We start from the raw sequence: 22,624 nt of genomic DNA, 5'->3' as shown, positions 1-22,624 counted from the left end.
GCGGAACAGGAGTGCGCGAGCCCTACGACGGGTGCCACCGTCCACGCACCGCGACGCCCCGGGCATCGGACCAGGGGGCGGCCCGGCACGGTCCAGGCGCGCCCTACCCGTGGCGGAGGCGCCAGCCGGCCCAGGCCGACTCGACCATCTCCCGCACCCCGTACCGGGCCCGCCAGCCCAGGCGCTCACCGATCAGCGCGCAGGAGGAGACCACCCGCGCCGGGTCCCCGGGGCGGCGACCGGCCACCCGGGCCGGCAGGTCCGGCCGACCGGTCACCTCCGCCACCAGGTCGGCCATCTCGCGCACCGAGACACCCACTCCGGTGCCGATGTTGACCGTCAGGTCCTCGCCGGGAACCGCCTCCGGCCGCGCCACGTGGCGGGCCGCCGCCAGATGGGCCCGCGCCAGGTCCTCCACGTGCAGGTAGTCCCGTACGCAGGTGCCGTCGGGGGTGGGGTAGTCGTCACCGAAGATCACCGGAGGCTCGCCGGCGTCGATCCGCTCGAAGAACATCGGGATGATGTTGAACACGCCCAGGTCCGCCAGTTCGGGGGTGGCCGCCCCCGCCACGTTGAAGTAGCGCAGACAGGCCGTGCGCAGCCCGTGCCGCTCCCCGGTCGCCCGCACCAGCCACTCGCCGGCCAGCTTGGTCTGGCCGTAGGGGTTCATCGGTACACAGGGGGTCTCCTCGGTGACCAGGTCCACGTCCGGCATCCCGTACACCGCCGCCGAGGAGGAGAACACGAAGTGGGGCACCCCGACCTCCACCACCGCCTCCAACAGCTCGGTGAGCCCCTGGAGGTTCTCCCGGTAGTAGTGCAGCGGCCGTTCCACCGACTCGCCCACCTGCTTGCGGGCCGCCAGGTGCAGCACCCCGGTGACCTGGTGCTCGGACAGGGCCCGGCGTACCAGGTCACCGTCCAGCACCGACCCCCGCACCACCGGCACCCCCTCCGGCAGCCGCTCGGACACCCCGCTGGACAGGTCGTCGTAGACCACCACTCCGACACCCTCGGCCGTCATGGCACGCACCACGTGTGCCCCGATATATCCGGCGCCGCCCGTCAACATCCACGTCATGCACCGCACCCTAACGGCAGCCCGGGGACGGCGGTTTGTCCCAGGGGCCAAGATCGAAGATGCTGTGTGCCGACAGGGCTACCCACCCTCGGTGAATCCGGGGTGAACGACCGTCTCGAACGATCCGATAGCCTCTGCCGACATGGCGCCCGCCGCTCCACGGAGCGACGGCGGGCCCCACCGCCGCCTGCCGTCCCGGGAAACCCGGGCACCGGGAACGGGCCGGCGGACCACCCGTGCACTCAAGGAGTGAGTTCGACTGTCGACCGCCATCCTCACCGGTCTGCCGGTCACCGGCTCGCCCCTGGAGGACGACCTGCGAGCCCTGGGCTTCACGGTGCGGCACCTGTCCGAACCCTCCGACCCCGCCGCGCTGGCCGCCGAACTCGACGCGCTGCCCGACCAGTCGACCGTCGCCGTGGTCCACCCCGGCTTCGTCGGCCACCGCCACAGCCTGCGCCTGGCCCTCACCGACCCCCGCTTCGACGCCGCCGCCGTGACCGGGGCGCTCACCACCCCGGTCGCCCCGCTGAGGTCCGCGCTGACCTCCCCCGGCGCCCCGGGGTCGCTGGACCCGGACCGACTGGCCGACGCCCTGACCGGTACCGGCACCCCGGTCCACCGCCCCGAGTTGGGGACCCTGGTCGCCGAGGTGCCCTCCGGGGAGGAGGAGCGCCAGGACGCGCGGCGACGGGTGGCCGAGGTCGACGAGGAGGCCGTACGCCTGCGGAGCGCGGTCAAGGCACGGGACGGCTTCTTCACCACCTTCCTGGTCAGCCCCTACAGCCGCTACATCGCCCGCTGGTGCGCCCGCCGGGGCCTGACCCCCAACCAGGTCACCACCGCCTCCCTGCTGACCGCGCTGATCGCCGCCGGCTGCGCGGCCACCGGGGAACGGGCCGGCTTCGTCGCGGCCGGGCTGCTGCTGCTCGCCTCCTTCGTACTGGACGCCACCGACGGCCAGTTGGCCCGCTACGCGCTGAAGTACTCCACCCTGGGCGCCTGGTTGGACGCCACCTTCGACCGGGCCAAGGAGTACGCCTACTTCGCCGGGCTCGCCCTCGGGGCCGCCCGCGCCGACGGCGACGACGTGTGGGCGCTGGCCCTCGGCGCCATGGTGCTCCAGACCGTGCGCCACGTGGTCGACTTCGCCTACAACGAGGCCCACGCCCACGACGACGGCAACTCCAGCCCCACCGCCGCCCTGTCCCAACGCCTGGACAGCGTCGGCTGGACGGTGTGGGCCCGACGCATGGTCGTCCTGCCCATCGGTGAACGCTGGGCCCTGATCGCGGTGTTGACCGCCTGCACCACCCCCCGCGTCACCCTGACCGTGCTGCTGGTCGGCTGCGCCCTGGCCGCCTGCTACACCACCGCCGGCCGACTGCTGCGCTCCGTCAACCGCAAGGGCCGCCCCTACCCGCCGGCCGCCGCCCGCGCCCTGGCCGAACTCGCCGACAGCGGCCCGCTGGCCACCCTGGCCGCGCGACTGCCCAGGCCGGCCGCCCTGCCCGCGCCCGCGCTGGTCCTCCTCGGGGGCGCCGCGCTGGTGGGCGTCAGCGCCTGGACACCGCTGGGCACTTGGTGGCCGGTGGCCGCCGTCGTGGTCTACGCCCTGCTGTCCGGGCTGGCCGTCGCCCGCCCCCTCAGCGCCCCGCTGGACTGGCTGGTGCCGCCACTGCTGCGCGCCGCCGAGTACGGCACGGTGCTGGTCCTGGCCGCCCGTGCCCAGGCGGACGGGGTGAACGGATCGTTGCCGGCCGCTTTCGGCCTGGTTGCGGCGGTCGCCTACCATCACTACGACACGGTGTACCGCATCCGCGGTGGCACCGGTGCGCCGCCGGCCCTGCTGGTGCGGGCGATCGGAGGCCACGAGGGCCGAACCCTGGTGGTCACTCTCGCCGCCGCCTGCCTGCTGGGCGGCACGGGCCAAGGTTTCACCATCGCGCTGACGGCCCTCGCCGTCGCTCTGGCGCTGGCGGTGCTCTGGGAGAGCATCCGCTTCTGGGTGTCCTCTCAAGCACCCGCCGTACACGACGAATCAGGAGAACCCGCATGATCGGCCTCGTGCTGGCCGCCGGCGCCGGACGGCGTCTGCGTCCCTACACCGACACCCTCCCCAAGGCGCTGGTCCCGGTCGGCCCCGAGGGCGACGAGGAGTCGCTCACCGTCCTGGACCTGACCCTGGGCAACTTCGCCGAGGTCGGCCTCACCGAGGTGGCCGTCGTCGTCGGTTACCGCAAGGAGGCGGTGTACGAGCGGAAGGAGGCGCTGGAGCAGAAGTACGGCGTCAAGCTCACGCTCATCGACAACGACAAGGCCGAGGAGTGGAACAACGCCTACTCCCTGTGGTGCGCCCGCGAGGTGCTCAAGCAGGGCGTGATCCTCGCCAACGGTGACACCGTGCACCCGGTGTCGGTCGAGAAGACCCTGCTGGAGGCCCGGGGCCAGGGGCAGCGCATCATCCTCGCCCTGGACACCGTGAAGAACCTCGCCGACGAGGAGATGAAGGTCGTCACCGAGGAGGGCAAGGGCGTCCAGCGCATCACCAAGCTGATGGACCCGGCCACCGCCACCGGCGAGTACATCGGGGTGACCCTGATCGAGCCGGAGGCCGCCGAGGAGCTGGCCGACGCGCTGAAGACCACCTTCGAGCGGGACCCCGACCTGTACTACGAGGACGGCTACCAGGAGCTGGTGAACCGGGGCTTCGCCATCGACGTGGCCTCCATCGGTGACGTGCGCTGGGTCGAGATCGACAACCACGACGACCTGGCCAAGGGACGGGAGATCGCGTGCCAGTACTGACCCGGCTCATCCCGTCGCCGTTGGTGGTCGACATCAACGCCGGCGCCCTGGACGACCTGGCCGGTCTGCTGCACGACCAGCGGATCTCCCACTCCGGCAAGCTCGCCGTCGCCATCAGCGGCGGCTCCGGGCAGCGGCTGCGCGAGCGGCTGTCCCCGGCGCTTCCCGGAGCCACCTGGTACGAGGTCGGCGGCGGCACCCTGGACGACGCGATCAAGCTCGCCGACGCCATGAAGTCCGGCCACTACGACGCGGTGGTCGGACTCGGCGGCGGCAAGATCATCGACTGCGCCAAGTTCGCCGCCGCCCGCATCGGCCTGCCGCTGGTCGCCGTGGCCACCAACCTCAGCCACGACGGCCTGTGTTCACCGGTGGCCACCCTCGACAACGACGCCGGCCGTGGCTCGTACGGGGTGCCCAACCCCATCGCGGTGGTCATCGACCTGGACGTCATCCGACAGGCGCCGATCCGCTTCGTACGGTCCGGCGTCGGTGACGCCATCTCCAACATCTCCGCCGTCGCGGACTGGGAGTTGGCCCACCGGGTCAAGGGCGAGGACATCGACGGGCTGGCCGCCGCCATGGCGCGCCAGGCCGGCGAGGCGGTGCTGCGGCATCCCGGCAACTGCGAGGACGACGGCTTCCTGACCGTCCTGGCCGAGGGCCTGGTGCTGACCGGTATCTCCATGTCGGTGGCCGGCGACAGCCGGCCGGCCTCCGGGGCCTGCCACGAGATCAACCACGCCTTCGACCTGCTGTTCCCCAAGCGGGCCGCCAGCCACGGCGAACAGTGCGGTCTGGGCGCGGCGTTCGCCACCCACCTGCGCGGGGACAAGGAGACGGCCGACCTGATGGTGCGGGTGCTGCGCCGGCACGGACTCCCGGTGCTGCCGACCGAGATCGGTTTCCAGGAGGACGAGTTCGTGCAGGCGGTGGAGTTCGCTCCGCAGACCCGGCCCGGCCGCTACACCATCCTCGAACACCTCGACCTGTCCACCGACCAGATCAGGGACGCCTACGCCGACTATGTCCAAGCCATCCACAGCGCAGAAGCCCACGCTGGCTGAACTCCGCGCCGTCGTCCACCCCGAGGGGGTGAAGGACCGGCGCAGCGGTGAGCACTGGGCGGGCCGTCTGTACATGCGGGAGATCTCGCTGCGCTGCGACCCCTACCTGGTCAACACCCGCATCACGCCCAACCAGTTGACCTATCTGATGGTGGTGGCCGGCATCGCCGCCGGCGCGGTCCTGCTGGTCCCCGGACTGGTGGGCGCGCTGGTGGCGGCCCTGCTGATCCAGCTGTACCTGTTGCTGGACTGCGTGGACGGCGAGGTCGCCCGGTGGCGGGGCCAGACCTCCATCACCGGGGTCTACCTGGACCGGGTCGGCCACTACCTGGCCGAAGCCGCCCTGCTGGTCGGCTTCGGCCTCCGGGCGGCCGACCTGGTCGGCACCGACGGGGAGGGCAACTGGCTGTGGGCCTTCCTCGGCACCCTCGCCGCCCTGGGCGCCATCCTCATCAAGGCCGAGACCGACCTGGTGGACGTCGCCCGTTCCCGCAGCGGGCTGGCGGCGGTACGGGACGAGGCCGCGGTGCCCCGTTCCTCGGGGCTGGCGCTGGCCCGCCGGGCGGCGGCGGCCCTGAAGTTCCACCGGCTGGTCGGCGGGGTCGAGGCCTCGCTGTTCATCCTGCTGGTGGCGATCGCCGACCTGGTGCGGGGCGACCTGTTCTTCACCCGGCTCGGGGTCGTACTCCTCGCCGCCATCGCCCTGCTCCAGACGCTGCTGCACCTGGTGTCCATCCTCGCCTCCAGCAGGCTCAAGTGAACGGGGCACGGGAGATGAGGCTCGGGGCGGTCATCCTGACCATGGGCAACCGCCCCGAGGAGCTGCGGGCCCTGCTGGACTCGGTGGCCGCCCAGGAGGGCGACCCCGTCGAGGTCGTGGTGGTGGGCAACGGCGCCCCCCTGCCGGAGTTGCCGGAGGGGGTGCGCACCGTGGAGTTGCCGGAGAACCTGGGCATCCCCGGGGGGCGCAACGTCGGCATCGAGGCGTTCGGCCCCGGTGGCGGCGAGGTGGATGCGCTGCTGTTCCTGGACGATGACGGGCTGCTGCCCCACAAGGACACCGCACGGCTGTGCCGGGAGGCGTTCGAGGCCGATCCCCGGCTGGGCATCATCAGCTTCCGTATCGCCGACCCGGACACCGGGGTCACCCAGCGCCGCCACGTACCCCGGCTGCGCGCCGCCGACCCGATGCGTTCCTCCCGGGTCACCACCTTCCTGGGCGGCGCCAACGCCGTCCGTACGAAGGTGTTGGCCGAGGTCGGGGGGCTGCCGGAGGAGTTCTTCTACGCCCACGAGGAGACCGACCTCGCCTGGCGGGCCCTGGACGCGGGCTGGATGATCGACTACCGGGCGGACATGGTGCTGCACCATCCGACCACGGCGCCGAGCCGGCATGCGGTCTACCACCGCATGGTCGCCCGCAACCGGGTGTGGCTGGCCCGCCGCAACCTCCCGTACCCGCTGATCCCGGTCTACGTGGGGGTGTGGCTGCTGCTGACCCTGGCCCGCCGGCCGTCCCTGCCGGCGCTGCGCGCCTGGTTGGGCGGCTTCCGCGAGGGGTGGACCACCCCGTGCGGCCCTCGGCGGGCGATGCGGTGGCGTACGGTGTGGCGGCTGACCCGTCTGGGCCGACCGCCGGTGATCTGACAGGCTCGGATCTGAGAGCATCGGGCGGGGCCCACGACGGGGGAGGGGCCCGAACTTCTGATCCCGCTGGGCAGTGTGAGGACGAGAGTTTCAAAGTGAGTGAGACGACGCACGACGGTGCGGTGAGTTCCCCGCGTTCACCCGACGACGGCCTGTCCCCGGCCGAACTCGCGGCGAAGTACGGGTTGTCGCAGAGCGGGGCCCGGCCTCCTCTGCCGGAGTACGTGCGCCAGCTGTGGGGGAGGCGCCACTTCATCCTGACCTTCTCCCAGGCGAAGCTGCACGCCCAGTACAGCCAGGCCAAGCTGGGACAGCTGTGGCAGCTGATGACGCCGTTGCTGAACGCGGCGGTGTTCTTCCTGATCTTCGGGCTGATCCTGAAGGCCGGCCGGGGCATGACCATGACCATGTACATCCCGTTCCTGGTGATCGGGGTGTTCCTCTTCACCTTCACCCAGTCCTCGGCCCTGGCCGGCGTACGCGCCATCTCCGGCAACCTCGGCCTGGTGCGGGCGCTGCACTTCCCCCGGGCGTCCCTGCCGATCTCCTTCGCCCTCCAGCAGCTCCAGCAACTGCTGTACTCGATGGTGGTCGTCTTCCTGTTCGTGCTGGGCTTCGGCAACATGCCCACCTGGTCCTGGCTGCTGATCCTCCCCACGCTGGCCTTGCAGTTCGTGTTCAACACCGGGCTGGCCCTCATCCTGGCGCGGATGGGCAGCAAGATCCCCGACCTCGCCCAGCTGATGCCCTTCGTGCTGCGGACCTGGATGTACGGCTCGGGCGTGCTGTTCAGCATCCCGCTGATGCTCCGGGACCGGGACGTGCCGGTCTGGGTGGTGGACGTGCTCCAGTGGAACCCGGCGGCCATCTACATGGACCTGATCCGGTTCTCCCTGATCGACGGCTACGGTTCGGAGAACCTGCCACCCCACGTGTGGTTGGTCGCTCTGGGGTGGGCGGCCCTTCTGATCACCGTCGGATTCGTGTACTTCTGGAAGGCGGAGGAGCGTTATGGCCGTGGCTGAACCAATGAGCGCCGCTGAACCGAGGACCACCGGGGACCGCGTTCCCACGGTCATCGCCGACGACGTGCACGTGGTCTACCGGGTCTACGGCGGCGGCAAGGGCAGGGGCAGCGCCGTCGCCGCCCTGCGCCGCATCGTGCGGCGTTCGGCACCGGCCGGGATGCGCGAGGTGCACGCGGTCAAGGGCGTCACCTTCACCGCGTACCGGGGCGAGGCCATCGGGCTGATCGGCACCAACGGCTCGGGCAAGTCGACCCTGTTGAAGACCATCGCCGGACTGCTGCCGCCCGAGCGCGGCCGGGTCTACACCGACGGCCAGCCCTCCCTGCTGGGCGTCAACGCCGCCCTGATGAACGACCTGACCGGGGAGCGGAACGTGGTGCTGGGCGGGCTCGCCATGGGCATGTCCCGTGACCAGGTGCGCGAGCGGTACCAGGGGATCGTCGACTTCTCCGGCATCAACGACAAGGGCGACTTCATCTCCCTGCCGATGCGCACCTACTCCTCGGGCATGGCCGCCCGGCTGCGGTTCTCCATCGCCGCGGCCAAGGACCACGACGTGCTGATGATCGACGAGGCGCTGGCCACCGGGGACAAGAAGTTCCAGAAGCGTTCCGAGGCCCGGGTACGGGAACTGCGCGAACAGGCCGGCACCGTCTTCCTGGTCAGCCACAACAACAAGTCCATCCGCAACACCTGTGAGCGGGTGCTGTGGCTGGAGAACGGCAAGCTGCGGATGGACGGACCCACCGAGGAAGTCCTCAAGGAGTACGAGAAGTTCACCGGCAAGTGAGCTGACACCCCCGGCCACGCCAGTGGGCCCGGCCCCCTCACCAGGAGGGGACCGGGCCCACTGCCACGTGTGGCCGTCACACCCCGGCCGGCTCGCGCTTCTCGGCGGCGCCCTCCGGGACCGCCTCGGACAGCCCCACCCGCTGGTGCAGGCGCTTCAGCGGAGCGGGGGCGTACCAGGCGCCGCGGCCGAGCAGCCGCATGGCGGCCGGCACCAGCACCCCGCGCACCAGTACCGCGTCGATGAGGATGGCCAGCCCACTGCCCAGGCCGAACATCTGCAGGAAGCTGATCTGGCTGGTGCCGAAGGCGAAGAAGCTCACCGCCAGCAGCCCCGCCGCCATGGTCACGATGCGGCCGGTGTGGGAGAGCCCGTCGACCACCGCGCGCCGTGGGGCGAACCCGGCGTCGTGGTACTCCTTGATCCGGCTGGTGACGAAGACCTCGTAGTCCATCGACAGTCCGAACACGATGCAGAACATCAGCACCGTCATCGAGGTCTCCATCGGCATCGCGGTGAAGCCCAGGGCCGAGGACAGGTGGCCGTCCTGGAAGATCCACACCATGGCGCCGATGGACGCGGTCAGGCTCAGCGCGTTGAGCACCAGCGCCCGCAGGGGCTGGACCACGCTGCCGGTGAACAGGAACAGCAGCAGGAAGGTGGTCACCGCGATCCAGGTGACGGCGGCCGGCAGCCGGTCGCCGATGGCGGCCCGGGTGTCCACCAGGATGGCGTCGTTGCCGCCCACCAGTGCCTCGGTGTTCTCCGGCGGGGGGATGGCCCGGATCTGCCGTACCAGGTCCTGGCCGGCCGTGGACTTGGGGTCGGCGGCGCTGACGACCGTCAGCCGTTGGGCGTCGGGACGGCCCAGGGCGCGGTTGCCCGGCCCGGGTTCGGCGACCCGTCCGTCGCGGTAGTCGCCGTTGCTGGCGTGTACCCGCTCGGCGTCGTCCAGGCGGGAGACCGCCTCGGCGTAACGGCTCAGTTCGGCCTGTCCGACCGCGCCCGTGGTGACGATCTGCACCGCGTCGCTGTCCTGGGCGGCGAACTGGCTCCGCAGGGAGGTGGCGACCTGGCGGCTCTGCGCGTCCTTGGGCAGCACCCGCTCGTCGGGACTGCCGAAGGAGACGCCCAGCAGCGGGCTGGCGGCCACCAGCAGTACGGCGAGCACCGGCAGCGCGGTCAGCGCCGGACGCCGCATCACCAGGGCGGCCAGCCGACCCCAGGCCGGGGCGTCGGGACGGCGTACCGACTGGGCCCAGGGCAGGCTGCCGCTGTTCACCCGGCGTCCCAGCAGGGCCAGCAGCGAGGGGATGACGATCAGCGCGGCCAGCGCGGCGATGGCGACCACCCCGATGCCGGCGTACGCGAAGGAGCGGAGGAAGAACGGCGGGAACAGCAGCAGCGCGGCCAGCGCGGCGACCACCGTGGCGGCGGAGAAGGCGATGGTGCGGCCGGCGGTGCGCACCGTGGTGACCAGGGCGTCGGGTACCTCGTCCCCGGCGTCCAGCCGTTCCCGGAAGCGGCTGACCATCAGCAGCCCGTAGTCGATGCCCAGGCCCAGGCCGAGCGCGGTGGTGAGGTTGATGGCGAAGACGGAGACGTCGGTGACGCTGCCGAGGACGAACAGTTCGGCGAAGGTGCCGACGATGGCGACCAGCCCGATGGCCAGGGGGAGCAGGGCCGCGACGACGCTGCCGAAGGCGAGCACCAGCAGCACCAGGGTGAGGGGTACGGCGATGGCCTCGGCGACGGCCAGGTCCTTGGACACCTGGGTGCTGATGTCGTTGTTGACGCTGGCGCTGCCCCCGGCCTTGACCTCGACCGCCCCCCGGTCACCGGTCCACTTGTCGATGACCTCCTTGGAGCGGTCGGAGATCGCGGTGCTGTCGCCCTTCACATGGGCCAGCACCAGGGCCTGGTCGCCCCGTTCGGAGGTGAGGGAGGCGCCTCCCCTGTCCCAGTAGGAGGTCACCCCGGACAGGCCCTTCTCGTTCCTGAGGCCCTGGGTGAGGGCCTTGCCCTCGCGGGCGACGGCGGGGTCCTTGAGGTCGCCGTCCTTGGCGCGGACCAGCATCAGGAGGTTGGCCTCTCCGCCGAACCTGTCCTCGATGAGCTGGGTGGCGCGGGTGGAGGGGGCGTCGGGATCCTCGAAGCCCCCGGTCTGGAGCTTGCCGAAGGCACCCGCCCCCGCGGCGCCCATGGCTACCAGGGCGATCACGGAGATCACCAGCAGTGTTCTCGCTCTGCGGAGCGTCAGTTCGGCGAGTGCGCGCAGCATCGGTCTTCCCCTCATGCCATGTTTACGGCGTCAACATGAACTGTGGCGCGGAATGTTAATGCTGTCAACTTGGGGCAGGATGGGGGCATGGCGGAAACGGAGGAGAGCGCCCCCAAGCGGGGCGCCAAGAGCGGTTACCACCACGGCGACCTGAGGAACGCGCTGATCTCGGCGGCCACCGAACTGGCCCGACAGGAAGGGCCGGACGCGGTGGTGCTCCGAGCGGTCGCCCGCCGGGTCGGGGTCTCGCCCACCGCCGCCTACCGCCACTTCCAGGGGCAGGAGGAACTGCTCTACGCGGTGAAGGTGGTCGGCCAGGAGGGCATGGCCGACCGCATGGAGCGGGCGGTGGCCGACATCGACCCCCACGACGTACAGGAGCGGCTGTTCGCCCTCGGCCGGGCCTACGTCCACTTCGCCCTGGACGAGCCCGGCCTCTTCCGCTCCGCCTTCTGCCACGCGGCCATACCGCACGCCGCCCTCGGAATGGAGCAGGGCGGCGACGGCCAGCCCCAGCAGGGCAGTTGGGACTTCCGCTCCTACGGACTGCTGGTGGACGCCGTCGACGCGCTGGTGGCGGAGGGGGTGCTGTCCCCGGAACGCCGCGCGGGCGCCGAGGTGGTGCTGTGGTCCGTGGTGCACGGACTGGTGATGCTGATCCTGGACGGCGCGTTGTCCGGCCTGGACCAGGAGGTGCAGGACCGGCTGGCCCAGCAGGCCATGTCCTCCGTACTGCGCGGGCTGACCTCCTGAGGGCCGGGGCCCGGGCCGTACCGCGTGTCCCGGGAGCACCCCGACCGGCGGCGGTGTAGAAACGGTGCCGTGAGGGCGACGGCGACAGCACCCCGTGCTGACCTCCCCCGAGGGGAGCGACGCGCCCACCGGGTGCGCGACCCGTTCCGTGCCCCGGCCCGCCACACGTACGGCCACCGGCCGGCGAGCGGGACCTCCCACCCACCCCGAGCCACCCCTCCCGGGCGCGGGCCCGGCCTCGCGCGGGTGTGGGTGGCGCCGTGCAGAGAGGCTGACCCCCGATGGCGCGAAGGATCCCGTCCACACCGAGGCTTCCCCGGCCGGTACGCGCGGCGTACGAGCACTGCGCGGCGGTGACCGCCCAGCAGGCCCCCGACCTGCGGTACGGCGTCCGCCTGCTGCCGACCGCCAAGCGGCGCGCGCTGTGCTCCCTGTACGCCTTCCACCGGAGGGTGGACGACATCGCCGCCGCGCCCCTGCGCGCCGACCACAAGCGGGCCCGACTCCGCGCGGCGGCGCAGCTGGTGGTCGACCTCGGCCAGGGGCGGGTGGACTCCCGGCACCCGGACCCGGTCGCGGTGGCCCTCGGGCACGCCGTCGGCCGGTACCGCCTGTCCCACGAGCCGCTGGAGGAACTGGTGGACGCCGCCCGGGACGACCTGGACCGCGCCGGCTACCAGGACTGGGACCAGCTGGGCGAGTACTGCCGGCGGAGGACCGGCGCCCTGGGGCGCCTGGCGGTCGAGGTGTTGGGCACCCGTCCCGGCGCGCGGGACGAACCGCGCGCCGGGGAGTACGTCGACGCCCTGTGCACCGCCGTCCACCTCACCCACATCCTGCGTGACCTGGGGCGGGACGCGGTACACGGTCGGATCGCGCTCCCCCGGGACGAGGTGGAGAGGTTCGGCTGCGCCCACGCCCTGTGGTCGGGCTCGGGCTCCTCGGACGCCGACCTGGCCGGACTGGTCGGGTACCAGGTGGAGCGCGCCCGCTCCCTGTTCGCCCAGGGGTACGCCCTGTTCCCGCTGCTCGACCGGCGCGGCGGTGCCTGTGTGGCCGCCGTGGCCGGCATCCACCGCCGCCTGCTGGAGCGGATCGCCGCCCGCCCCACCGCCGTACTCCGGCGACAGCTCGACGTACCCGCGCCGCACAAGACGCTGATCACCCTGCGGGGCCTCGCCGGCCACCGTCCGCGCCAGCTCGCCCCGCACTGGGGGCAGGACTGAACGCTTGGGGCGACACCGGACGGTGGCTGTTGGGCAGAAGGCGACCCAGGGTGACATCATCCCGGGGACGCCGACCACGGTCCCCGGTGTCCGGCCCCGGGAGACGTGCACCGATACTGGCTGGCCAGCGACCATGAACAGTGCCGTCCGCGACGGGGCCACGCTCGCGACCGGTACCACCGGGCGCACCGCGAGCCGCCCCCGGAACGCCGGTGGGGGACGCTCGACCAGAGCAGAAAGGCAGGGCGGCATGACCAGCACCTCGACCACAGCCCAAGGAGCGCTCGTGACTCCGGCACAGCCCGCATCCGAGGACGTCGGAGTACGTCAACTCCTGGAGCGCGGACGGAGGTTGTCCACCCCGGCACTCCGCTCCGCCGTCGAGCGGCTGGCGGCCCCCATGGACACCGTGGCCGCCTACCACTTCGGCTGGATCGACGCCCACGGCAACCCCTCGGAGGCCGACGGCGGCAAGGCGGTACGCCCCGCGCTGGCGCTGTTGTCCGCCGAGGTCGCCGGGGCCGATGCCGAGGTCGGCCTCCCCGGCGCGGTGGCCGTGGAACTGGTCCACAACTTCTCCCTGCTGCACGACGACCTGATGGACGGCGACGAACAGCGCCGCCACCGGGACACCGTGTGGAAGGTGCACGGACCGGCCCTGGCCGTACTGGTGGGGGACGCGTTGTTCGGGCTGGCCAACGAGGTCCTGCTGGAGCTGGGCACGGTGGACGCCGGGCGGGCCACCCGACGACTGACCCGCGCCACCCGGCGGCTGATCGACGGACAGGCCCAGGACATCTCCTACGAGCACCGGGAACGGGTCACCGTCCAGGAGTGCCTGGAGATGGAGGGCAACAAGACCGGTGCCCTGCTGGCCTGTTCGACCTCCATCGGCGCGGTGCTGGGCGGCGCCGACGACGCCACGGCCGACGCCCTGGAGACCTACGGCTACCACCTGGGCCTCGCCTTCCAGGCGGTGGACGACCTGCTGGGGATCTGGGGCGACCCCAGCTCCACCGGCAAGCGGACCTGGAGCGACCTGAGGCAGCGGAAGAAGTCCCTGCCGGTGGTCGCCGCCCTGGAGGGCCGGGGCCCGGCGGCCGAGCGCCTGTGCCAACTGCTCACCGACGACGCCAAGAAGAGCCAGGAGCAGTTCCAGGAGTTCCAGGAGAGCGAGTTCGCCGAGCGTGCCGCCCTGATCGAGGAGGCGGGCGGACGCGACTGGACCGCCGAGGAGGCCCGCCGCCAGCACGCCACGGCTGTGGCCGCCCTGGACGACGTGCGGATGCCGGACCGGGTGCGTGCCCAACTGGTCGGCCTGGCCGACTTCGTGGTGGTGCGCGAACGCTGACTCTCCCTGGCCGGCCCGGTCCGCGTCAGTGGCCCGCCCATGCCGGGCTTCCGGTCTCCGGTGACTGGCGGGGCGCCCCTCGGTTCGGGGCGCCGGCCGGGGGCCCCGCCACCGCCGGGCTGCGGCAACAGGCCTCGGCGTCAACGGAGTTGGGTGGGGGCGTGTTCGTGGTTGCGGTGGTTGGCCCAGGGGGCCGCGAGGTCGGGGTAACGCGCCGAGGGTCCGGTCCGGGTCGCCGGAGGTCCCGTCACTCCTGGGTGCGGTAACGGGCCTCGGTGTCAACGGAGTTGGGGTCGGGGGTGTTGGTGGTGGGCCCACTCGTATGGGTGTGGGTGGGCTCGGGTTGGTGCCGAACCGGGGACGCCTGGCGTTCCCTGCCCTCCGTCACCTCGGCCCGGGTGACCAGGGGCCCCGGGGGCGCGATCCGTCCCGGGGCGTCGGGTCCCGCCCTGCTGGGGGTCGGCCCCCGGCCCACGGTGCGGGGCACCGAACTGTCCCGAGGGAAGTCCCGCTACCCACGGGTGCGGTAACAGGCCTCGGTTTCAACGGAGTTGGGGTCGAGGGCGTCCCTTCGGCTCCCGTAACGGTTCGCGTGCCGTAGCGGCGCACCGCATCCCGTCCCGCTGGGCCGCGTCGGGCCGGCCCCTCAGCGTTGCTCCCTCGGCCTGGTGGCGGGTGCTCGGGGCGCCGATCAGTTGCTCAGCCCCCTGCCCCGGCCCGTACTCCGCTCGACCCGTACCGTTCGGGCGGGCTCGCCACCCAGGCGGTCGCGCGGCCGGCGGAGGAAGCCGGTCCGGCGGCCCGGGCCCTACGTCCCCTCGGCGCGTCCCAGCATCCCGGCGCCCAGGAACAGCCCGGAGGCCAGGACGGTGACCACCACGAACGAGGCCGACAACGAGGTGGCCTGGGCGATGCCGCCCACCGCCGCCGGGGCGGCCAGCCCGGAGGCGTAGGCCAGGGTCGCCACACCGGCGATGGACTGCCCCGGCGAGCCGCTGGAGGCGCCCATCCGTCCGGCCGCCGCGAAGCACAGCGGCACCACGACCGCGATGCCCAGACCGATCAGGGCGAACCCGACGACGGCCCACACCGGGGTACGGGCGGCCACCACCAGGGCGCCGCCCAGGGTGGCCAGCGCGCCGGTCACCCGTACCGTCCGTACCGGCCCCCAGCGCCGCACCATCACGTCGCCGGCCAGCCGGGCCCCGGCCATGGTGCAGGCGAAGGCGGTGTAGGCGGAGGCGGCCAGGCCCGGGGCGGCACCGGTGACCTCCCGCAGGTAGATGCCGGACCAGTCCATCGAGGCCCCCTCGGCGAACACCGCGCAGAAGCCGACCAGGCCGACGGCCAGCACCCCACGGGAGGGCAGGGCCACCAGCGGCGGCTGGGGCGCGTCCGGGTCGGGGGAGTGGCGGATGTCCAGGGTCCACCTGCCGGCCCACACCGCTCCGGCCGCCAACAGCGGTGCCGCCAGGCCCAGATGGAGCCGCGCGTCCACCTCGAAGTGCGCCGCCAGCGCCCCCACGGCGCCCCCGGTGAGCGCCCCCACACTCCACATCCCGTGCAGCCCGGACATCACCGAGTGCCCGTACCGCTCCTCGATCTGTACGCCCTCGGCGTTCATGGCCACGTCCATCAGCCCCAGCCCGGCGCCGAAGACCAGCAACGCCAGGCACAGGGACCACAGCGAGTCCGCCAGGGCGGGAAGTACCAGCGCCGAACAGCACAGCGCGGACAGCAGCCGCAGCGCCCGCCGTGGCCCCATCCGGTGCGCCACCCGCGCGGCCAGCGGCATTCCCAGTGCCGCCCCGGCGGTGGCGCACACCAGCGCGAGCCCCAGCCATCCGGGACTCAGCGCAAGCCGTTCCTGGATCCAGGGGATGCGGGTCGCGTACCCGCCGCTGACCGCCCCGTGCGCGAGGAACACCGCCGCCACCGCCCACCGCGCCCGGCGTGTGGCGCGGTCGGGAGACCCCGGCACCCCGACCTCCAACTCCCTTGCCTCGCCAGGTGGTTGGCTCTGTGACCGATGCGCCTCGCTCATGCCCTGCCTTCGCCTCGTGGGGTGCGGTCTGGACCAGACTGAGGGTTCCCGGCCGGGATCTCCACCCCGTTTCGCACACCGGAGGGGCCGGTTCGTGGGCTCTCCGTGCCCACTCCTGTGAGTGACCGCACAGGACCCGAACGACCACCACTCCCGACCCCGTGGCAAACTGGGTCCGTATCAGTGACGTCAGCGCACTCCGGGGTCGGTGAAATTCCGAACCGGCGGTTACAGTCCGCGACCCGGCCGCCGCCAGCGGCCGGTTGACCAGGTGAAACTCCTGGACCGACGGTGAGAGTCCGGATGGGAGGCAGTGCGCGGCGGGCCGAGGTGTCCTCAGGCGGCTCGTGACGGTCGCGATGGTCGGAGCCGACCACGCGCGTCGCGTGACCTGTGCGTACCCGGTACCCGCTCGTTCGCCCTCGCGCCCCGGAGTCCGTGCCTTGAAGGCAGGAGGACCGGGTGCCCCTCATCCCCCCGGCAGCGGCCGAACGGTCGGCGATGCGCCGAGCCATCGAACTGGCCGACCGAGGCATGGGTTCCACCAGCCCCAACCCGGTGGTCGGCTGCGTGGTGCTGGACCCCTCGGGCCGCGTCGTCGGCGAGGGCTGGCACCAGCGGGCCGGCGGCCCGCACGCCGAGGTCCACGCCCTGGCCGAGGCCGGGGAGGACGCCCGGGGCGCCACCGTGGTGGTGACCCTGGAACCCTGCGCCCACACCGGCCGTACCGGGCCCTGCGCCGAGGCGTTGGTGGAGGCCGGGGTGGCCCGGGTGGTGGTGGCGGTACCGGACCCGACGGAACGGGCCTCGGGCGGGGCCGCCCGACTGCGGGGCGCCGGGGTCGACGTGACCGTGGGGCTGCTGGAGGAGGAGGCCGCCCGGGGCAACGCCCCCTGGCTCACCGCCCAGCGGCTGGGGCGCCCCTGGGTGCACTGGAAGTACGCGGCCACCCTGGACGGGCGGATCGCGGCGGCCGACGGCAGCAGCCGCTGGATCACCTCCGCCGAGTCCCGGGCCGACGTGCACCGGCTGCGCGCCCGCTGCGACGCGGTGCTGGTCGGAGCCGGCACCGCCCGGCTGGACGATCCCCACCTGGCGGTACGCAAGACCGAGGGCGCCGTACAGCCGCTGCGCGTGGTGCTGGACACCGACGCCCGGGTGGTGCGCCCCGGAGCCCGGGTGCTGGACCAGGCGGCACCCACCCTGGTGGCCGTCGCCGAGGACGCCGACGCCGGCCAACTCGCCGACCACACCGAACTGTTGCGGCTTCCACGCGCCGCCGGGGGCCGGGGCCTGGACCTGGCGGCCCTGCTGGCCGCGCTGCACACCCGCGAGGTGACCTCGGTACTGCTGGAGGGCGGGCCCACCCTGGCCGGCGCCTTCGTACGGGCCGGACTGGTGGACCAGGTCACCGGCTACCTGGCGCCTGTACTGCTCGGCGAGGGACCGGGCGCCCTCACCGACGCGGGAATCCAGACGCTCAGCCAGGCGCTGCGACTGGACGTGACCGACACCGAGCGGATCGGACCCGATCTGCGGATCACCGCGACGCCCCGGGGCGTTCCGGCCGAGGAGGAGAACCGCTAGATGTTCACCGGAATCGTGGAGGAACTGGGAGAGGTCCTGGAGGCCGCCGACCGTGGCGACTCCCGGGTCTTCCGGGTACGTGGCCCCCTGGTGACCGAAGGGGCCCGGCACGGGGACTCCATCGCCGTCAACGGTGTCTGTCTGACCGTGGTGGACGTCCACGACGGGGAGTTCACCGCCGACGTGATGGCCGAGTCGCTGGGTCGCACCAGCCTGGGCGCGCTGACCCCGGGGTCACCGGTCAACCTGGAGCGCCCCATGGCCCTGGGCGGACGCCTCGGCGGCCACCTGGTGCAGGGCCACGTGGACGGCACCGGAACCGTGGAGGAGCGCACCCCCGGCGACCACTGGGAGACCGTACGCGTCGGACTGCCCGCCCGACTGGCCCGCTACGTGGTGGAGAAGGGCTCCATCACGGTGGACGGGGTGAGCCTGACCGTGGTCGAGGCCGGACCGGAGCACTTCACCGTGAGCCTGATCCCCACCACCCTGGAGCTGACCACCCTCGGCCACAAGAAGGTCGGGGCGCCGGTCAACCTTGAGGTGGACGTGCTGGCCAAGTACGTGGAGCGGCTGCTGGCCGCCGGAGCGCCGGTCGCCTCCCCGCTGGCCCAGCCCGAGGAGGCGCACCGGTGAGCGCCCTGGACTGGCTGCACGGCACCGCCTTCGAGGCCGTGGGGCAACCGGTGATCTGGTCCGACATGATCGGCAACCTCATCGGACTGGCCGCCCTCGCCCTGGGCTGGCGCCGCTCGGTGGCCACCTGGCCGGTCCAGCTGCTGGCCGGGGTCATCCTGGTGACCGCGTACGCCTCCGCCCAACTGTCCGGCGGGGTGGGCAAACAGCTGCTGGTCATCGCGGTGGCCCTGTGGGGCTGGCGCCAGTGGCGGCGCGGCGACCGGCAGGCCCAGGACGGCCAGGTCGCCGTCCGCTTCGGCACCACCCGCGAGCGGCTCGTCCTGGTGGCCGGCACCGCCGCCGGCACCCTGCTGGTCGGCGGCCTGTTCACCGCCGTACCCCAACTGTCCTGGAACCCCTGGCCGGACGCGTACATCTTCGTGGGCACCCTGGCCGCCATGGTGGCCCAGGCACGCGGACTGGTGGAGTTCTGGTTCGCCTGGCTGCTGGTCGACGTGGTCGGCGTACCCCTGGCCTTCCACAGCGGACTGGCCTTCTCCGGCCTGGTCTACGTCATCTATCTGGTGCTGGTCCTGTGGGGACTGCGCGACTGGTGGCTCCGCTCGCGCACCCCCACCGCCCGGCCCCTGCCCGAAGGAGCGACCGCATGAGGACCAGCACCGCCCCACCCGCCGAACCCACCACGGTGCGCCCCCCGGACGCGGACGAGGAGTGGGAACGGCCGATGCTGGACCCCGTGGAACGGGCGATCGCCGACATCGCCGCCGGACGACCGGTGGTGGTCGTCGACGACGAGGACCGGGAGAACGAGGGCGACCTGATCGTGGCCGCCCAGATGGCCACCCCCGAGGTGGTGGCCTTCATGATGAGCGAGTGCCGGGGCCTGATCTGCGCGCCCCTGGAGGCGGAGGACACCGAGCGGCTGCGGCTCCCCCAGATGGTGGAGCGCAACGAGGAGTCCCAGGGCACCGCCTTCACCGTGTCCGTCGACGCCTCCGCCGAGTTCGGCGTCAGCACCGGCATCAGCGCCGCCGACCGGGCCGCCACCCTGCGGCTGCTGGCCGACCCGGAGGCCAGCCCCGAGAACCTGGTGCGCCCCGGTCACGTCTTCCCGCTGCGCGCCCGGGCGGGCGGGGTGCTGGCCCGGCCCGGCCACACCGAGGCCGGCGTGGACCTGGCCCGGCTGGCGGGACTGCGGCCGGCGGCGGCCATCGTGGAGATCGCCGACGAGCAGGGCGAGATGCTGCGCCTGCCCCAGCTGGTGGCCTTCGCCCGCAAGCACGACCTGGCCCTGATCTCCATCGAGGACCTCGTCGCCTACCGCAGGTCACGGCAGCCGACCGTACGACGTGAGGCGGAGACCCGACTGCCCACCCGGCACGGCACCTTCCAGGCCGTCGGGTTCCGCTCCACCGTGGACGGGGTCGAGCACGTCGCCCTGGTCGCGGGGGACCTCGGTGACGGCGAGGACGTACTGGTGCGGGTCCACTCCGAGTGCCTGACCGGCGACGTCTTCGGCTCCGCCCGCTGCGACTGCGGCCCGCAACTCCAGGCCGCCCTGGCCCGGGTGGCGGAGCGGGGCAGGGGAGTGGTGGTGTACCTGCGGGGCCACGAGGGCCGGGGCATCGGGCTGATGTCCAAGCTGCGCGCCTACGCCCTCCAGGAGCGGGGACGCGACACCCTGGACGCCAACCTGGAGCTGGGCCTCCCCGCCGACGCCCGGGACTACGGCGCCGCCGCCCAGATGCTCACCGAACTGGGCGTGCGCTCCGCACGGCTGATCACCAACAACCCCGAGAAGACCGCCGCCCTGGGGCGGTACGGGCTACGGATCACCGGCCGCGAACCCACCCCGGTGGAGGCGGGCGAGCACAACCTCCGCTACCTGCGGACCAAACGGGACCGGATGGGCCATGACCTGCCCTGGTTGGAGGACCGGCCGAGGACCGGGAGCCACTGAGCCACGGCCCGTACCACCGCCGCCGACCTGGAGACGGCGCCGGTCCAGCACACACGAGTACCGCAACACGGCAACACAGCACCGCACAGAGGGAGTTCACCGAAGTGAGTGGCGAGGGCGCGCCCCGTATCGAGCCGATCGACGGTAAGGGACTACGGGTGGCCGTGGTCGCGGCCAGTTGGCATCAGAGGGTGATGGACGGGCTGCTCACCGGCGCCCACCGGGCACTCCGGGAAGCCGAGGTCGGCGAGGTCACCGAACTGCGGGTGCCCGGGAGTTGGGAACTGCCGGTGGCCGCCAGGGCGGCCACCTCCGGGCACGACGCCGTGGTGGCCCTCGGGGTGGTGATCCGGGGCGGTACCCCGCACTTCGAGTACGTCTGCCAGGGCGTCACCCAGGGGCTGGCCCAGCTCGCCGTGGACAGCGGGGTACCGGTCGGGTTCGGGCTGCTGACCTGCGACACCGAGCAGCAGGCCCTGGACCGCGCCGGACTGCCCGGTTCCCAGGAGGACAAGGGCCACGAGGCGGTCACGGCGGCCCTGTCCACCGTGGTCGCGCTGCGTGGTCTGACCGGCGCCCGGGGGTGATCTCACAGTGCGGCGCCGCATGTCAGAGGGGCGTGGCCAGGACGTAGGCTAAGGGCACCATGGCGAACAAGACATTCGAGGAGCTGTTCTCCGAGCTCCAGCAGAAGGCCGCCACCGGCGATCCGCTCTCCTCCCGCACCGCCGACCTGGTCACCCAGGGGGTGCACGCGATCGGCAAGAAGGTCGTGGAGGAGGCCGCCGAGGTCTGGATGGCCGCGGAGTTCGAGGGCGAGGACCGCACGGCGGAGGAGATCTCCCAACTGCTGTACCACCTCCAGGTGATGATGATCGCCCGGGGTGTCTCCCTGGAGGATGTCTACGCCCACCTGTGAGCGCGCCCCTCGGCGCGCGAGCACCCTCCCTCCCACCGGTCACGTCCTGGAAAGGTCCCCCATGCTCCGCATCGCCGTCCCCAACAAGGGTTCCCTGTCCGAGCCTGCGACGGAGATGCTCCATGAGGCCGGATACCGCCAGCGCAAGGACCGCAGGGAACTGGTGCTGGTGGACGCCGAGAACGGGGTCGAGTTCTTCTTCCTGCGCCCCCGCGACATCGCCGTCTACGTCGGGTCCGGCAAGCTGGACGTCGGGATCACCGGTCGCGACATGCTGCTGGACTCCGGGGCGGACGCCGAGGAGATCCTCGCCCTGGGTTTCGCCGCCTCCACCTTCCGCTACGCCACCCTGCCCGGCACCGCCAAGGACGTCCGCGAGTTCGAGGGCATGTCCGTCGCCACCTCCTTCTCGGGGTTGGTGGCCAACCACCTTGCCGAGCAGGGCGTCAACGCCACGGTGGTGCACCTGGACGGGGCGGTGGAGACCGCCATCAAGCTCGGGGTGGCCGAGGTCATCGCCGACGTGGTGGAGACCGGCACCACCCTGCGCAACGCCGGCCTGGAGATCATCAGCGAGCCCATCCTGGAGTCCGAGGCGGTGGTCATCTGCTCCCGGGGGGAGGACGGCCGCACGGCCGCCGAGGACCCCAAGGTGCGGCAGTTCCTGCGCAGGCTCCAGGGCGTACTGGTGGCCCGGGGCTACGTGATGATGGACTACGACATCCGGGCCGAACACCTGGAACAGGCCGTGCGGTTGACGCCCGGACTGGAGTCGCCGACCATCTCGCCCCTGCACGACCAGGGATGGGTGGCCGTCCGGTCCATGGTGCGCACCAAGGAGGCCCAGCGCATCATGGACGACCTGTACGACCTGGGGGCGCGGGCCATCCTCACCACCGGTATCCACGCCTGCCGCATCTGAGCGTCCGAGTGTCCGTCGGGGCGCCGGAGCGGCGCCCCCAGCCCTGGAGTTCCCTTGGCGACACAGCCGTTGCCCAGCCTGCCGTACACCTTCCGCCCCACCCGTACCCGGGTGGTGCTGCTGACCCTCGGAGTGCTCCTGGCCGTCTCCATCTCCGGGGTGGGGCTGGTGTCCGACTTCGAACCGAGCCAGCGGGTGGCCTTCGTGTGTACGGGGCTGCTGGCGCTGGGGGTGCTGTGTCTGCTGAGCCGCCCCCGGGTGACGGTGGACCGCGAGGGGCTGTGGGTGGTCAACCTGACGACCCGACGACGGCTGGAGTGGGCCGAGGTGCTCCGGGTCAACCTGCGTAGCGGTGACCCCTGGGTCTCGTTGGACCTGTCCGACGGCACCACCCTGGCCGCCATGGGCATCCAGACCGGCATCGCCAGGGAGCGGGCCATAGCCGATGCCCGTACGCTGCGGGCGCTGTGCGAGGCCTACGGCGCGGGGGACGACCGGGGCTGACCGGACCCGGTTTTCTT

General features: G+C 72.4%; 21 protein-coding genes and 1 riboswitch. Of the genes, 18 read left to right on the top strand and 3 right to left on the bottom strand.

Annotation, left to right across the window (positions count from 1 at the left end; translation table 11 throughout):
• Positions 1–103 precede the first annotated feature (103 nt).
• Positions 104–1,081: a UDP-glucose 4-epimerase GalE gene (gene galE, locus ABZT14_RS15430; protein ID WP_356301909.1), complete on the bottom strand. Its 978-nt coding sequence runs from the start codon at positions 1,079–1,081 to the stop codon at positions 104–106.
• A 259-nt stretch (positions 1,082–1,340) separates the two neighbouring features.
• Between galE and ABZT14_RS15425 the strand changes: the two genes are divergently transcribed.
• The 7 genes from ABZT14_RS15425 to ABZT14_RS15395 all read left to right on the top strand — a co-directional run bounded on the left by ABZT14_RS15425 (position 1,341) and on the right by ABZT14_RS15395 (position 8,421).
• Positions 1,341–3,140 carry a DUF5941 domain-containing protein gene (locus ABZT14_RS15425; protein WP_356302265.1) on the top strand — a complete coding sequence of 600 codons (1,800 nt, stop codon included), beginning with the start codon at positions 1,341–1,343 and terminating at the stop codon, positions 3,138–3,140.
• Positions 3,137–3,889 (top strand): phosphocholine cytidylyltransferase family protein, encoded by a 753-nt coding sequence (locus ABZT14_RS15420; RefSeq protein WP_356301906.1) that lies wholly within the window; start codon positions 3,137–3,139, stop codon positions 3,887–3,889. Before ABZT14_RS15425 ends, ABZT14_RS15420 begins: the two co-directional genes overlap by 4 nt.
• On the top strand, positions 3,877–4,956 hold the full coding sequence (locus tag ABZT14_RS15415; RefSeq protein ID WP_356301903.1) for an iron-containing alcohol dehydrogenase family protein: 1,080 nt from the start codon (positions 3,877–3,879) through the stop codon (positions 4,954–4,956). The genes ABZT14_RS15420 and ABZT14_RS15415 overlap by 13 nt, the downstream gene beginning before the upstream one ends.
• A complete protein-coding gene (locus tag ABZT14_RS15410) occupies positions 4,916–5,716 on the top strand; it encodes a CDP-alcohol phosphatidyltransferase family protein (protein WP_356301900.1) in 801 nt (266 codons plus the stop codon). Before ABZT14_RS15415 ends, ABZT14_RS15410 begins: the two co-directional genes overlap by 41 nt.
• 14 nt (positions 5,717–5,730) lie before the next feature.
• Positions 5,731–6,603: a glycosyltransferase gene (locus ABZT14_RS15405; RefSeq protein ID WP_356302262.1), complete on the top strand. Its 873-nt coding sequence runs from the start codon at positions 5,731–5,733 to the stop codon at positions 6,601–6,603.
• Positions 6,604–6,698: 95 nt separating this feature from the next.
• Positions 6,699–7,628, top strand: a complete 930-nt coding sequence (locus ABZT14_RS15400) for an ABC transporter permease (protein ID WP_356301897.1) — start codon at positions 6,699–6,701, stop codon at positions 7,626–7,628.
• Positions 7,615–8,421: an ABC transporter ATP-binding protein gene (locus tag ABZT14_RS15395; RefSeq protein ID WP_356301895.1), complete on the top strand. Its 807-nt coding sequence runs from the start codon at positions 7,615–7,617 to the stop codon at positions 8,419–8,421. Before ABZT14_RS15400 ends, ABZT14_RS15395 begins: the two co-directional genes overlap by 14 nt.
• Before the next feature lie 76 nt (positions 8,422–8,497).
• Here the strand turns inward: ABZT14_RS15395 and ABZT14_RS15390 are convergent, their stop codons facing one another.
• Entirely contained in the window at positions 8,498–10,702 is a 2,205-nt protein-coding gene (locus ABZT14_RS15390; protein WP_356301892.1) for an MMPL family transporter, read from the bottom strand.
• A gap of 87 nt (positions 10,703–10,789) precedes the next feature.
• Between ABZT14_RS15390 and ABZT14_RS15385 the strand changes: the two genes are divergently transcribed.
• The 3 genes from ABZT14_RS15385 to ABZT14_RS15375 all read left to right on the top strand — a co-directional run bounded on the left by ABZT14_RS15385 (position 10,790) and on the right by ABZT14_RS15375 (position 14,032).
• A complete protein-coding gene (locus ABZT14_RS15385; protein ID WP_356301889.1) occupies positions 10,790–11,455 on the top strand; it encodes a TetR/AcrR family transcriptional regulator in 666 nt (221 codons plus the stop codon).
• Between the two features lie 281 nt (positions 11,456–11,736).
• The gene (locus ABZT14_RS15380) at positions 11,737–12,681 is read left to right on the top strand and encodes a squalene/phytoene synthase family protein (RefSeq protein WP_356301886.1); all 945 of its coding nucleotides are present in this window, start codon (positions 11,737–11,739) and stop codon (positions 12,679–12,681) included.
• Between the two features lie 250 nt (positions 12,682–12,931).
• A complete protein-coding gene (locus tag ABZT14_RS15375; RefSeq protein WP_356301883.1) occupies positions 12,932–14,032 on the top strand; it encodes a polyprenyl synthetase family protein in 1,101 nt (366 codons plus the stop codon).
• A gap of 808 nt (positions 14,033–14,840) precedes the next feature.
• Here the strand turns inward: ABZT14_RS15375 and ABZT14_RS15370 are convergent.
• Positions 14,841–16,076, bottom strand: a complete 1,236-nt coding sequence (locus ABZT14_RS15370) for an MFS transporter (protein ID WP_356301880.1) — start codon at positions 16,074–16,076, stop codon at positions 14,841–14,843.
• A 190-nt stretch (positions 16,077–16,266) separates the two neighbouring features.
• Positions 16,267–16,397: riboswitch (FMN riboswitch) on the top strand.
• 180 nt (positions 16,398–16,577) lie between these two features.
• On the opposite strand from ABZT14_RS15370, the gene ribD reads away from it, so the two are divergent.
• The 8 genes from ribD to ABZT14_RS15330 all read left to right on the top strand — a co-directional run bounded on the left by ribD (position 16,578) and on the right by ABZT14_RS15330 (position 22,607).
• Positions 16,578–17,663, top strand: coding sequence for a bifunctional diaminohydroxyphosphoribosylaminopyrimidine deaminase/5-amino-6-(5-phosphoribosylamino)uracil reductase RibD (ribD, locus tag ABZT14_RS15365; protein WP_356302259.1), 1,086 nt, complete (start codon positions 16,578–16,580; stop codon positions 17,661–17,663).
• Entirely contained in the window at positions 17,664–18,299 is a 636-nt protein-coding gene (locus ABZT14_RS15360; RefSeq protein ID WP_356301877.1) for a riboflavin synthase, read from the top strand.
• On the top strand, positions 18,296–18,952 hold the full coding sequence (gene pnuC, locus ABZT14_RS15355) for a nicotinamide riboside transporter PnuC (protein ID WP_356301874.1): 657 nt from the start codon (positions 18,296–18,298) through the stop codon (positions 18,950–18,952). Before ABZT14_RS15360 ends, pnuC begins: the two co-directional genes overlap by 4 nt.
• A 74-nt stretch (positions 18,953–19,026) precedes the next feature.
• The gene (locus ABZT14_RS15350; protein ID WP_356302257.1) at positions 19,027–20,262 is read left to right on the top strand and encodes a bifunctional 3,4-dihydroxy-2-butanone-4-phosphate synthase/GTP cyclohydrolase II; all 1,236 of its coding nucleotides are present in this window, start codon (positions 19,027–19,029) and stop codon (positions 20,260–20,262) included.
• A gap of 104 nt (positions 20,263–20,366) precedes the next feature.
• Positions 20,367–20,849 (top strand): 6,7-dimethyl-8-ribityllumazine synthase, encoded by a 483-nt coding sequence (gene ribH / locus ABZT14_RS15345; RefSeq protein WP_356301871.1) that lies wholly within the window; start codon positions 20,367–20,369, stop codon positions 20,847–20,849.
• Between the two features lie 59 nt (positions 20,850–20,908).
• Positions 20,909–21,181, top strand: a complete 273-nt coding sequence (locus tag ABZT14_RS15340; protein ID WP_356301867.1) for a phosphoribosyl-ATP diphosphatase — start codon at positions 20,909–20,911, stop codon at positions 21,179–21,181.
• A 61-nt stretch (positions 21,182–21,242) separates the two neighbouring features.
• Positions 21,243–22,103 carry an ATP phosphoribosyltransferase gene (gene hisG / locus ABZT14_RS15335; protein WP_356301864.1) on the top strand — a complete coding sequence of 287 codons (861 nt, stop codon included), beginning with the start codon at positions 21,243–21,245 and terminating at the stop codon, positions 22,101–22,103.
• 54 nt (positions 22,104–22,157) lie between these two features.
• Positions 22,158–22,607: a PH domain-containing protein gene (locus ABZT14_RS15330; RefSeq protein ID WP_356301862.1), complete on the top strand. Its 450-nt coding sequence runs from the start codon at positions 22,158–22,160 to the stop codon at positions 22,605–22,607.
• The last annotated feature ends 17 nt before the right edge of the window (positions 22,608–22,624 follow it).

It is taken from the genome of Streptomyces sp. NPDC005438, assembly GCF_040606315.1.
Taxonomy (GTDB): Bacteria; Actinomycetota; Actinomycetes; order Streptomycetales; family Streptomycetaceae; genus Streptomyces.
This window is presented reverse-complemented; position numbering and strand designations above follow the sequence as displayed.